Below are 12,633 nucleotides of genomic sequence, written 5' to 3'. Positions count from 1 at the left end.
GATATGAGCAATTTATTGGCAAAAAACAATGTTGTATCCTTGGCAGATCCTTGGAGAATGCTATTATTTCTTTTGCTGGCACAGCTTATGGTTGCATTTGTGGGAAGAAGCATCGGACCGCTGGGAGTGTTAATTGGGGAGGATCTTTCCTTAAGCAAGTCGCAGATCGGCATGCTCCCGGCAGCGCTCTTTTTAGGGCAGGCGATTGTTTCTGTACCGGCCGGCTTCCTTACTGATTTGGTAGGCTCCCGTAAACTATTAGTTCTGGCTTCGATTTGTATGGGTTTAGGCTTCCTGTTCATGACATTTCTTCATCAGTTTTGGCTGGTCCTTTTATTGATTATTATCGGTGGACTTGGATACGGATCCATGCACCCAATAACAAACAGAGGAATTATTTATTGGTTCCCGCTTAAGCAGCGGGGCACAGCCATGGGAATCAAGCAGACCGGAATAACCGCAGGCTCGGCTCTTGCCAGCTTGATCCTGCTTCCACTCAGCGTTGCTTTTGGCTGGAGATTTGTTCTGCTTTCTGCTTGCATACTTTTGCTGGCAGGCGGGTTTATCTCCTATCATTTTTATAGAGATCCGCCTGAATTGACACAGTCAAAGAGCAGTACAGGAATAGTCCAATTCTATAAGTCTATGTTTAAAATGTTTAAGAATAAAGCTTTAATGCTTGTAAGTTTTAGTGCATTTGGATTAAACGGCACTCAAATGTGTTTAAATACTTATATCGTTTTATTTGCCTATGAACAGCTTAAAATTTCCATCTTTTTATCCGGTATCCTTTTGGTCGTATCGGAAGTGTGCGGATCGTTAGGGAGAGTTGCCTGGGGGATGATAAGCGATCGGCTTTTCAACGGAAAACGAGTTGTCATTCTTATGATCATTACAATCATCACAGCATTGGCTAGCGGCACTGCAGCTTTAATCACTTCAGCTCCTTTTTGGGTAATGGTCCCAATTGTCGCCCTATTTGGGTTTGCCGCGTCTGGTTTTAATGGAATTTGGATGAACCTTGCCAGTGAATTGGTGCCAAGAGAACAAGCCGGCATCTCAAGCGGAATAAGCATTACACTCGGTTCAGCAGGCGCTATCATCATTCCGCCGCTATTCGGTTTAATCGTCGATCAGACAGGGAATTTTTCTTCAGGGTGGTTCTTGATTACGGGTATGATGTTCGTTGTATTTGGCCTTCTAACGAGCCTGTCTATCTTAAATAAAAAAAGAAACTATGTCATTTAGTGCCTGGAAGGAGTTTTCTAAGTGGAATTTAACCCCTCACAACTTGGCGAAAAAGAAGTATACAAATTATTGTCTGGATCAGTTGTACCAAGACCTATTGCATGGGTATCCACCTTATCGGAGGAAGGGGAACTGAATCTCGCGCCTTTCAGCTTTTTCACTGTTGCCTCAAGGAATCCTCCAATGCTGTGCATTTCAGTTGGACCTGGCGTAGGCGAACGTGAAGGAACAGAGAAGGATACACTGGTTAACATACGCTCTCAAAAGGAATTTGTTATAAATGTTGTTCCAACACCATTAGGAAATCAAATGCAAAAAAGCTCGGAAAATTTGCCAAGTGATACCAATGAGTTTAAAGCAGCGGGACTTACCCCTGTAAATAGCCGTCTGGTCAGTCCTAAAAGGGTAAAAGAAGCTCCCATTCATATGGAATGCAAGCTTGAACAAATTATCCAACTTGGAAGTGACCATCTTATTATTGGCAGAATGGTTCATTATCATATCGAAGATGATTACTATCTTGGGAACTATAAAGTGAACTTGGAAAAATTGCAGCCGCTGGGCAGATTAGCAGGGAATTACAGTGAAAGCAAAGAATTCTTCAAACTTCCAAGATAAGCAACGAAAGTGCTGAACAACATTGTTCGGCACTTTTTTATTTATATTACAGGTTTTTATGCTATCCTATCTACAAAGAAAGCTTTAAGAGGTGGTCATATGTATCACATTGGTGTAGTTGGACCAGAGCAGTCGGTGGAGAGAATTCTGGATGTTGCCAAAGAGTTTGAAAAAGAGATGAAATTTCATCCTTATACATATAAGCAGGCAGTTGAAACGAAGGAGATTACACAAGCAGCATTATACCGAATTGGGGACTCCATCTCGAATCCAATCACGCCAATGCTTCCGTATCTCGTATTGCTATTATCCTTTGCAAAAAAATACGACAAGAACATGGGCTTGGGGACCTTAATTTCAGCTCTATTCCCATACACCATCTTCTTCGGCATCTTCTGGATTATCTTGATTGTAGTTTGGTACCTGTTAGGCATCCCAGTTGGGCCAGAGGGACCGATCCATTTATAAGATTTGTTGGCACCCAGGGGAACCTGGGTGTTTTTATTTTTGCGAAAAAGGAAGGTGTTTCCAAATTTGTGAACTTGACGAATAAAGTTAGAAAACTAGCGAATAAAACATGAAATTTTACGAATAATGTATATTAATTTGCGAACAAAATTAAAATTTTACGAACAAACCTAAGAAACTAGCGAATAAATAAATATACAACAATTTTTCAGGTAAGAAACCACAAAAACATGGAAAGAACTCCACGAAATTCATGACACTTTTTCAGGTTAAGAGCAATTTACTCATTCTTTTTCAAAAAATCGCGATATCCGACCTAAAAATGTATTTCCACCCCACCAGGTGATACTATATCCTTAATAACCTAACCGATTCTGGAGGCTTTACATGAAAAATTACGCAGATTTGATTCAAAAACAGAGAAGCTTCTTTTCTAAAGGGAAGACGAAGGATGTTTCATTCAGGATGGAAGCACTCGGGCGGCTGCGAACAATTATTAAAGAGCAAGAACAGGATTTAATGGATTCGTTAAAGGCAGATCTCAATAAAAGTGAGTTTGATGCCTATTTAACGGAGATCGGCATTGTACTTGAAGAGATCCGTTTTACGATGAAGAACCTGAACAAGTGGGCAAAGCCAAGGAAGGTTAAGTCAACACTCGCTCAAGTTGGTTCTAAAAGCTACATTTATCCTGAGCCGTATGGGGTCGCACTGATCATCGCACCATGGAATTACCCTTTTCAGCTGGCTATTGCACCGCTTATCGGCGCCATCGCAGCAGGGAATTGCGCGATCCTGAAGCCATCTGAATTAACCCCGCGCACTTCGGCATTGCTGTCAAAGCTTATCAGCGAACATTTTCCAGAGGAGTTTATAGCTGTTGTTGAAGGCGGAGTCGAAACAAGCACAGCACTCCTGAACGAAAAGGTCGATTATATTTTCTTCACAGGCAGTGTGCCCGTTGGAAAAATGATTATGGAGGTTGCTTCCAAGAATCTCACGCCAGTCACGCTGGAGCTGGGCGGAAAGAGCCCGTGCATTGTACATGAAGATGCTAATCTTAAACTGACTGCGAAACGAATCGCCTGGGGAAAATTTATGAATGCCGGCCAGACCTGTGTAGCACCGGACTATATATACGCGCACAGCAGCATCAAGGAAGAATTCCTAAAAGAGCTCAAACAAGCAATCCAAGAGCTGTATAGCGGAGATCCAATCGCTGCAGGTAATTTTACAAAAATCGTCAGCGACAAGCATTTCAAGCGCTTAACCAAATTTCTAAGCAATGGAACCGCAGTCCACGGGGGCCGCCACGATGTCAGCACACTGACGATTGAACCGACTGTTCTAAAAAATATTACCTGGGAAGATGAAGTGATGGAGGACGAAATTTTTGGGCCCATCCTGCCAGTTTTGGAGTATGAAGACTTGTCCAAAATGATCAGCGAGGTTAACGCACGGCCGAAACCGCTGGCGCTTTATATTTTTTCAGAAAGTAATGCCATACAAAACGAGATTCTCAACCATATTTCCTTTGGGGGCGGCTGCATCAACGATACAGTCTTTCATCTCAGTTCTCCATATTTGCCATTCGGGGGAGTAGGGGAAAGCGGTATTGGCGCCTATCATGGGAAAGGAAGCTTTGATGTGTTCTCACATGAAAAAAGCATCCTGAAACAGACAACCAAATTTGATTTGCCGTTCCGTTATCCGACTACCAAAAATGCCCTAAAGAAAGTGAAGCTTTTTATAAAATAAAGCCGTCTTGCCAAAAGGCGGTTTTTCTTTACGCATTATTTTTCGGCAGATTTTTTCCTTTGTTCAAATCCTGGATCGCGGCTTCCGTTTTCTTGGAAAGATTTTTCGTATAGGGGGAAATGGAGAAGGTGGGGAAGTCTATATTTTTTACTTTCTTTGTCAGCTTTTTCATTTAAATCAGCCCTTTTTATAGGATGTGTTTCTTTATTATATGTCCCTGCAAAGTGAACATGAATAAAGGCGCGGAAGAAAATTCCTCCCACGCCATATAGTATGCTTATGACTTATGTTTTGTATAAACGCATATCAATCTTTTATTCTCATTTATGATCCGTTCTGTATGCGGGCTTACTTCAAAACAAGGCAGGCTGATTCGTGATTTTTTTCTAATCATTTTATTAGAGCTTTTTGTACGTATAGGGGCTTTGTCATTATTATTATCCGCTGGTTCCTTCATCGTCTTCGTCCTCCTGTTCAGCAGGGAGCATTAGATCGTATATTGATATGAGTGAAGTGAATAGCAAGTAGTCGAATTCAGTGACAAAATCATCGGAGGTTAATTTTATTACATAATAGTCTTCAAGGATGGAAAAAGGAATCAACGCCAATTTCTCGTCAGCGTCATAATATACTTCCTTGCGGTCCAAGCGGCTGTGAATTAATGCTTTATCAGCGTAGTGTTCGAGGAGATAATCCTTGTCTTCCTGAGTTGTATATTTGCATAAAGCGGTTTTCATATCCACTTTTTCCGCGTAATCGGCCAAAAGCTTTTCGATGCCGGCAATATAAGCTTCTTTATCTCCATAATAAATGTCGATCGTTTCATTTTTCAATAAATATTGAAAAGACTTCAGCTTATTCATGTGCGAGTTCAAGAGGTCGTTATTTTCTTCAAGCAATTCTCTCGTATCCGTTGCCAGTTCGTTATTGCCAACTCTTTTCAAGTAAGAGCCCAGGAAAACAAAGGCGTCAACAAGCGCAAAAATAATCGCGACAATCAGGTAATTCAGCCAGTCAGTAAAAATGGAAGCAGGCTCTTTGGTCCAATAAATGACTGCCCCAAGTACATAGATGATATACCAGGTTTTTCGGATTGCAAACATTCTTTCCTTAACTCTCTTTTCCCATCTCCAAACAGAAATAACATAAAACCCGAGACAAACGACAATCATCCAAACCGCAATCTTAAAGAAAAGGAGCAAAAGGATCGCCTCGTCAATCAATAAATTTAAAAACGGTTAGAAAATTTGCAAAATTTTCCTTATAGTTCCATTATAACAGAGATTATGTCAACAAATTGAGAATAAATTGGGCCGGAGGAAAAATATGAGGATTTACCTATTTATTTTAATTGCAGCTTTGATCATCCTTTCAGTGATCAATCACAGAAGTATTGATAAAGCAGTGGAATTGTGTGAGGAAGGGAAAGGAACGCCTCAGGTGGAGAAGGATGTTTTTGCTTTTAACTGGAGTGTTAGCTGTGAAAAGTAAACTTGAAATAAATTTGATATCATTTTAAATTATCTGATGCTGGGCCATGGGACAGCCATTTTAATAATTCCTTCATATATTAACAGTGAGTGCATAAAGAAGGGAGAGACTGGCATCGTGACATGGAAAGCAAAGGCAGAAAAATGGCTTGCATACAAGGATTTGGATAAAGAGTTAATGAAATTATTATTAAATATGGACCACCAGTCTTTAGAAGACAGTTTTTATAAAGACTTAGAGTTTGGCACAGGCGGAATCAGGGGAGAATTGGGGCCAGGCACTAACCGGATGAATATTTATACCGTCCGTAGGGCTGCAAAGGGTCTTGCAGAATATATTTGCCAAAAAGGGGAAACTGCTAAAACCCGTGGAATCGTCATTGCATATGACTGCCGACGAAAATCAGAAGAATTTGCCTTGGAGGCAGCAAAAACAGCAGGAATGCTTGGTATAAAAGTTTATCTATTTGATGAACTAAGACCCACTCCTGAGTTGTCTTTCGCCGTGCGTTACTTGAATGCTTCTGCAGGAATAGTGATTACAGCAAGCCATAACCCGCCAGAATATAACGGCTTAAAAGTATATGGAGAAGACGGGGGACAGATTACACCTTCTGCAGCTCAAAAGATTACCGGGTTTATCAAAAGGGTTGAAGATGAGCTTTCTATCCAGGTTATGGATGTAAATGAACTGCAAAATCGAGGCCTATTAACTTTTATAGGGGAAGAAATAGATAACGCTTATCTTGAAAAATTAAAAACGATTCAATTAAACAAACATATTGCCAGGGAGGATGGCAACAATGTAAAAATCGTTTTTACACCCCTTCATGGTACAGCAAAAAATCTGGTGTGCGAAGGTCTTCAAGCTTTAGGGTTTAGCAAGATAACTCTTGTAAAAGAGCAGGAAGAACCCGATTCCGAATTCAGAACCGTAGCATCCCCAAATCCGGAAGAACATTCCGCTTTTAAACTGGCTATCCAATATGGGACTGAAATAGATGCAGATATTTTAATGGCAACAGATCCCGATGCAGACAGGCTGGGGGTTGCAGTAAGAAATGGACAAGGAAAGTATGCTATATTAACCGGAAATCAGCTTGGGGCAATAATGCTTCATTATTTATTGACTCAAAAAAAGAAGCATGGGATTCTCCCAGAAAATGGTGCAGTGATCAAAACTATCGTAACCTCCGAAATTGGCAGAGCCATTGCTACAGATTTCGGCATAAAAACAATTGATACCCTGACTGGATTTAAATATATCGGCGAAAAGATCAAGGAATTTGAAGAAACTAAACAACATATTTTTCAATTCGGGTACGAAGAGAGTTATGGATATTTAATTGGTGATTTTGTCCGTGATAAAGATGCTGTACAGGCAGCCGTGTTTGCAGCTGAAGTAGCGGCTTATTATAAATCAAAAGGGAAAACTTTGTTTGATGGTTTGCATGATCTATATAGGAAGTATGGATTTTACCTGGAATCCTTGATATCCATTACCTTAAAGGGGAAGGAGGGAGCTGAGGAAATTTCAGATATTCTTAAATCATTCAGAGAAAATCCTCCCAAAAAGGTTGCAGGTATAAAAATTACTATAATTGAAGATTACCACATCGGAAAGCGCTTTAATGTTTTAACTGGGCAAGTAGAAAATATACACCTCCCAAAATCAAATGTTCTTAAACTTTATTTGCAAGATGATTCATGGATTAGCCTAAGGCCCTCTGGAACAGAACCGAAGATTAAATTATATTTTTCTGTAAAAAGCTTATCGGAAAACCAAAGTGCTAAGCTCTTGGAAAGACTTGAAAATGAGGTTATAAATAAGATTGAGAAAATCAAAGTGAAAATACTTTAAAAAAACTAAAAAGTAATCCTTCTGGCCGGCTTGGTATAACTTTGATGATCCAGAAAAAACACCCATATTATTTAAAACAAGGCATATCACCATGCGACATTCATTGTAAACACATATTATAAAATAGCTTTTTAATCAAAGTGATGAGGTGTTTATATTGAAAGTCGTAATTATGGCAGGTGGTACGGGAACAAGATTTTGGCCTTTGAGTGTAAATGAAAAGCCCAAACAATTTCTTTCTCTGATTAATAAAAAAACAATGCTTCAGCAAACCTATAACCGCTTTAGAAAGTGGCTGCCAGAAGAGAAAATATATATTGTGACATCTGAGGAATATGCAACTCTAGTAAAAGAACAATTGGCAATTCCCCATAAACAGTTAATTTTAGAGCCGTTACAAAGGGATACGGGTCCCTGTGTTACCTTAACTGCCTTAACGTTTTTGAAAGAGAATGATAATGAAGTATTCGCGGCAGTACCCTCAGACCATTATTTTCCTGATGATGATTCAATATTCGAACTCTTTAAATTAGCTGAAACCACTGCTAAATCAGACTTATCCATTGTAACTTTGGGAATAAAACCTGACCGGCCTGAAACTGGATATGGGTATATCCAAGCCGAGCAGAATAGGGATTATATGGGTCAGGTATTAAGAGTTAAGAAATTCATAGAAAAGCCTTGTAAACAAAAGGCCGAGGAATTGTTAAAAGCAGAAGATGTTTACTGGAACAGTGGAATATTTATTTGGAAGCCCTCAACAATTGCTTATTACATGAAACAACATCAGCTTCAAATCTATGAATCCATAACCAGATTTCTAAATGGATCTGTCTATGAGTATTCAAATCTTCCTAAAGTTTCTGTCGATTATGCGATAATTGAAAAGGCCGAAACGATCTTCACGATACCTGCTAATATTCACTGGGATGATGTCGGGAATTGGACAGCTTTAGAGAGGCTGTTAAAAAAAGATGACGAAATTAATGTTCTGCAGGGGAATATCCATGTCTTATCAACAGAAAATTGTATAATAAAATCAGAGGACAAAAAAACAATCGTCATTGGAGCAGAAGATTTAATTATCGCTTCTACAAAAGATGGGCTTTTAGTGTGCCATAAGTCCATGGAACAAAATATAAAAACAATTTTAAAAGAGATAGAAGATGCTAATGAATAGTAAACAACCAAACAATATTTAAAGAATTATTTACACTATTATACTTTTTTATAAGGAGAGAAGAATTTGGATATTAAGAAGGTCATTGAAGAAGGGAACTTTGATCTGCATTTGCACACAACAGCCTCAGATGGGATATATTCTCCAAGTGAAGTCGTTAAAAAGGCTGCCGAGAAAGGAATTACAACGATTGCTATAACAGACCATGACACAATTGAAGGTATAACTGAGGCGAAGCAGGCTGGTAACATATTTGGAATAACCGTTATTCCCGGTATTGAATTAAGTACAAAGTATAAAGGGAAAACAATAGATATTTTAGGGTATGGCATCAATGAAACATCCGAATTATCAAAGGTTTTGGAGAGACTAAGAGATCATAGACAAAATCGTTCAGAAATTATTATTAAAAAGTTCTGCGATCTTGGTATGACCATTACTTCTTCGGATGTCAGAAAATACAGCAAGGGAGAAGTCATTGCCCGACCGCATATTGCAAAAGCTGTGGTTGAAAAGGGGTATGCAAAAGATACTCAAGAAGTATTTGATTTGTATCTGGGAGATGGCAAGCCTTGCAGTGAAGAGAAAATGAAACTTAACCCTCTAGAAGGAATAAAGTTAATTCAAAATGCAGGGGGGCAAGCTGTACTAGCTCATCCTAAGCTTATTCATGATGATAAAATCATAGCAGAGTTAATGGAGCTGCCATTCGATGGAATAGAAGTATGGCACCGAAAACATGGGAAAAATGATACGGATCGTTATAAAAAAATAGCTGCAAAATATCGTAAATTAATTACTGGAGGATCTGATTTTCATAATGAAGAACATTCGATTGGAGATTTCGGATACGACCTATAACAAAAATATTCTCTTATAGACCTTCACGGTCGTTTTCGAAAATCATACTACGGTTAAAAAAAGAGTCACATTACAAAAGGAATGGTATTATCCCCTTCAGGTAAACAGTAAAAAAAGAGAACATGATATGATGTTCTTACTAGTCTACTTGGAGGGGATTTTTCTATGGCCAAAAAAGGACAAACCTTTAAAACATATACAGAGGGGTTATGTGCAGAACCAACCCTTTTGTAGCAGCAGGAATTGAAAAGTTCGGTATTAAAGAGTGATTACATGAAAATCCTCGTTTGATTAACTGGGCAAGGCTTGGATGTCCTTTTACTTCACCTAATGACTGAATACTGATTGTTCTACGTCACTTTCAACACCAAAAACTCCAGCACAATATTCACAAAGCCTTCAATTACCCGAAGTTTTTTTACAGCTTTATAGATTGGGTAAAAAATCTATACAAACATAATAGGGCTATCACCACCTAAAGATAAAATACTGAAAAATTGGGTCTATTTAGGAACTCTGAAATAAAGGATTTGCCCAAAATACATTTGATAAAATCCACAAAAAAACGGTCCAAATTGGGAGTTGTCTATATCATTTAAAAGTTTTTAACATATATTATTAATATAAACTATAATTTTCAAAGAAAATAAACATTGGAATTTATTCAATTAAAAAGCAGAATAAGCCCAAAATATAAATGAAAGAGAGGATTTAAATATGTTTGAAAATGATCATCAGTTAATAAAAAGATTGATAGGATACTATGTTCCTCTATACAATAAAGACTTTCCATTGATTCTTTTTTGGACTCCTAAAAGTGGTTGCACAACATTCAATAAGTGGTTTTTTTTTCAAATTGGATTAATAGAAAAAGTTCCAAATAGAAAAGGGGGGGTTCATGGTTATCGTGATCATGTATACAGAAAAGAGCCTGTATATACACAAGGTTTAACAAACAGTCTAATTAAAGGAAATAAAGATACTTATAAGCTTGTTCGTAACCCTTATAGAAGAGCAGTAAGCTCTTTTTTGCATACAATAAGTAATCAATGGCTTATAAGCAAGTTTAATAGTGATATAAACAAAGGTATTAGCTTTAAGCAATTTTTATATCATCTTAAGGATTTAGGGCCTGCTATTAATAAAGCAGATCGACATATTTCCCTCCAATATATAGAAGGAGAAGAACGTTTTATTAAAAATTATATAAAACTGGAAAAATTCGCTAATCAAATAAGAGAAATTGAAAGTAAATATGGACTATTAAAAGCTCCTTTATCCCAGCTTTCGACATCTCCCCATCACTTTTCAGAAATGATGAATAATAGAGGAGAATTTGCAGAAACGGTTATAACAAAGGAAAAATTCGAAGGCAATTTTCCTACCTTTAAAAGTTTTTACAATAATGAAACAAAAAGGCTTGTGAAAGAAATATATTCAAAGGATTTTGAAGTATATGATTATGATCAAGACAGTTTAAATATTTGAAAGAACTAATTGGTAAATTTGAATTAAAGTCAACTTCAAGCAACTCCAAAATATACGACAAAAGTTGTTTATTTTGGAGTTGCTTTTTGTTTGATTCACATTTTTTCGGTACTCTGCATCTAGACGGTAAGTTCTCGTTGACCACGTCAAGACTTTATCGATTTCTTCTTTATTGTTTAAAACGATATTTGGGAGCGTATCAAACAAATAACGAAGATAATGATAGGGAATTAAACTGTTGGTTAACTGAATTTATTTAAGTTTGTCACCAGGACTTAAACAATTAACTTTTTTAATCGGGGAATTGTTCCTGCAAATTTCTTTGTGGAACATTTTTAGCTTTAATTAGAGTTTTTGCTCTAATGCAAATGAAATAAATGATAATCGGTTAAATAAAGCAAAACCTGAATAACCTTTTATAAAAGGCCCGTTATTCGGGTAATATATATTAATAGAAGCTTTTAAAAATAATATATGACTGATAGTAAAACTCACTAGATTTAAAATGAGATATCCTTTTATTGGGGACCTTTTAATCCATTAATTAAAACTTCAATGACTTCCGGACGGCTAAATTGGGGAGGGGGAGTGATTCCATTACGCAGCATTTCCCTAACTTTTGTACCTGATAAATGCAGGTGATTTTCTTTGCTGTGCGGACAAGTTTTACTGGATGCCATATTCTCGCATTTCATACAATAGAAGCTATGTTCAAAAGGAAGAATTTCGATTCCTATTTCGTCGTGGCTAAATTGATCGAAGATTTTTTGTGCATCATATGTCCCGTAATAATCTCCGACACCGGCATGGTCTCTTCCCACAATAAAATGTGTGCAGCCATAATTTTTTCGGACTAGTGCATGGAATACAGCTTCTTTGGGTCCGGCATATCTCATTGCAGCGGGAAATACAGCCAAGAATACTCGATTATTTGGATAATAGTTTTTCAGAAGTACTTCGTAACTTTTGAGCCTAATGTGCGCTGGAATGTCATCCGATTTTGTCTCTCCGACCAATGGATTCAAAAACAAGCCATCTACTATTTCAAGGGCTGTCTTTTGGATATATTCATGTGCTCTGTGTACCGGGTTCCTTGTTTGGAAACCAACTACCGTTTTCCAATTATTCTCTTTAAATTCTTTTCTTGTTTCGAAAGGAGTTTTAGAGTAAAGGGTGAATTCTGGGTTTTTTGGAGGAATCTTCGTTAATGTAACTGGGCCAGCTGCATAAATCTCAGGACGATCAAAAAGCTTTTTGACACCTGGATGCTTTTTATCGGCTGTTTGATAGACTTTAATCGCTTCTTCCATTTTATTAGGTTTATAAACCTCCCAAAGTTCCATTACTCCATATATTTCGTTTTTATGTGTTAGTTTAACCCTATCCCCAACCGTAAGTTTCCTTGCCGCTTTTTGAGATATTGGAAGAGTAATTGGAATACTCCAAATTGTTCCATTTTCTAATCTCATCTTATCTAAAACAGTTTTGTAGTCTTTCTGTCCCATAAATCCTCTCAGAGGACTAAAAGCGCCATTAGAAATTAATTCAAGGTCAGATAAAGCCATTCCATCTATTTCAATTTCAGCATGGATATTTGAGTGGTCATAGTTCAAATTCACTTGATTAATTAATTTACCTCCATGAGGAATGCTTAGCGCCAT

At 37.6% G+C, this 12,633-nt stretch carries 12 protein-coding genes and 1 pseudogene; 9 read left to right on the top strand and 4 right to left on the bottom strand.

The window, feature by feature from the left end:
- Positions 1-3: 3 nt before the first annotated feature.
- From IQ19_RS00170 to IQ19_RS00155, 4 genes and pseudogenes are all read left to right on the top strand, one after another.
- Positions 4-1,248, top strand: a complete 1,245-nt coding sequence (locus IQ19_RS00170) for an MFS transporter (protein WP_144538738.1) — start codon at positions 4-6, stop codon at positions 1,246-1,248.
- Between the two features lie 21 nt (positions 1,249-1,269).
- A complete protein-coding gene (locus tag IQ19_RS00165) occupies positions 1,270-1,866 on the top strand; it encodes a flavin reductase family protein (RefSeq protein WP_144538736.1) in 597 nt (198 codons plus the stop codon).
- Between the two features lie 225 nt (positions 1,867-2,091).
- A pseudogene (locus IQ19_RS00160) lies at positions 2,092-2,334 on the top strand (AbgT family transporter); the annotation flags it as partial.
- Between the two features lie 387 nt (positions 2,335-2,721).
- A complete protein-coding gene (locus tag IQ19_RS00155) occupies positions 2,722-4,092 on the top strand; it encodes an aldehyde dehydrogenase (protein ID WP_144538732.1) in 1,371 nt (456 codons plus the stop codon).
- A 35-nt stretch (positions 4,093-4,127) separates the two neighbouring features.
- Here the strand turns inward: IQ19_RS00155 and IQ19_RS00150 are convergent, their stop codons facing one another.
- The 3 genes from IQ19_RS00150 to IQ19_RS00140 are packed head-to-tail and all read right to left on the bottom strand — an operon-like array spanning position 4,128 to position 5,294.
- Positions 4,128-4,355 carry a hypothetical protein gene (locus IQ19_RS00150; protein ID WP_144538730.1) on the bottom strand — a complete coding sequence of 76 codons (228 nt, stop codon included), beginning with the start codon at positions 4,353-4,355 and terminating at the stop codon, positions 4,128-4,130.
- A 14-nt stretch (positions 4,356-4,369) separates the two neighbouring features.
- Positions 4,370-4,549 (bottom strand): type II toxin-antitoxin system SpoIISB family antitoxin, encoded by a 180-nt coding sequence (locus tag IQ19_RS00145; protein ID WP_144538728.1) that lies wholly within the window; start codon positions 4,547-4,549, stop codon positions 4,370-4,372.
- Positions 4,530-5,294, bottom strand: a complete 765-nt coding sequence (locus IQ19_RS00140; RefSeq protein ID WP_144538726.1) for a type II toxin-antitoxin system SpoIISA family toxin — start codon at positions 5,292-5,294, stop codon at positions 4,530-4,532. Before IQ19_RS00140 ends, IQ19_RS00145 begins: the two co-directional genes overlap by 20 nt.
- A gap of 124 nt (positions 5,295-5,418) precedes the next feature.
- Between IQ19_RS00140 and IQ19_RS27615 the strand changes: the two genes are divergently transcribed.
- From IQ19_RS27615 to IQ19_RS00120, 5 genes are all read left to right on the top strand, one after another.
- Positions 5,419-5,583, top strand: a complete 165-nt coding sequence (locus IQ19_RS27615; RefSeq protein WP_158638709.1) for a hypothetical protein — start codon at positions 5,419-5,421, stop codon at positions 5,581-5,583.
- Between the two features lie 117 nt (positions 5,584-5,700).
- Positions 5,701-7,443 carry a phospho-sugar mutase gene (locus IQ19_RS00135; protein ID WP_158638708.1) on the top strand — a complete coding sequence of 581 codons (1,743 nt, stop codon included), beginning with the start codon at positions 5,701-5,703 and terminating at the stop codon, positions 7,441-7,443.
- Positions 7,444-7,615: 172 nt separating this feature from the next.
- Complete coding sequence (locus tag IQ19_RS00130; RefSeq protein ID WP_338422624.1) at positions 7,616-8,623, top strand: mannose-1-phosphate guanylyltransferase; 1,008 nt, start codon at positions 7,616-7,618, stop codon at positions 8,621-8,623.
- A 66-nt stretch (positions 8,624-8,689) separates the two neighbouring features.
- Positions 8,690-9,484, top strand: coding sequence for a PHP domain-containing protein (locus IQ19_RS00125; protein ID WP_144538722.1), 795 nt, complete (start codon positions 8,690-8,692; stop codon positions 9,482-9,484).
- Positions 9,485-10,201: 717 nt separating this feature from the next.
- Positions 10,202-10,972, top strand: a complete 771-nt coding sequence (locus IQ19_RS00120; protein WP_144538720.1) for a sulfotransferase family 2 domain-containing protein — start codon at positions 10,202-10,204, stop codon at positions 10,970-10,972.
- 518 nt (positions 10,973-11,490) lie between these two features.
- On the opposite strand, the gene sat is transcribed toward IQ19_RS00120, so the two are convergent.
- The gene (gene sat, locus IQ19_RS00115; RefSeq protein ID WP_144538718.1) at positions 11,491-12,633 is read right to left on the bottom strand and encodes a sulfate adenylyltransferase; all 1,143 of its coding nucleotides are present in this window, start codon (positions 12,631-12,633) and stop codon (positions 11,491-11,493) included.

The organism is Cytobacillus oceanisediminis (assembly GCF_007830235.1).
Classification (GTDB): domain Bacteria; phylum Bacillota; class Bacilli; order Bacillales; family Cytobacillaceae; genus Cytobacillus; species Cytobacillus oceanisediminis.
The sequence above is the reverse complement of the archived record's forward strand: the minus strand, read 5'-3'. Positions and strand labels throughout refer to the sequence as shown.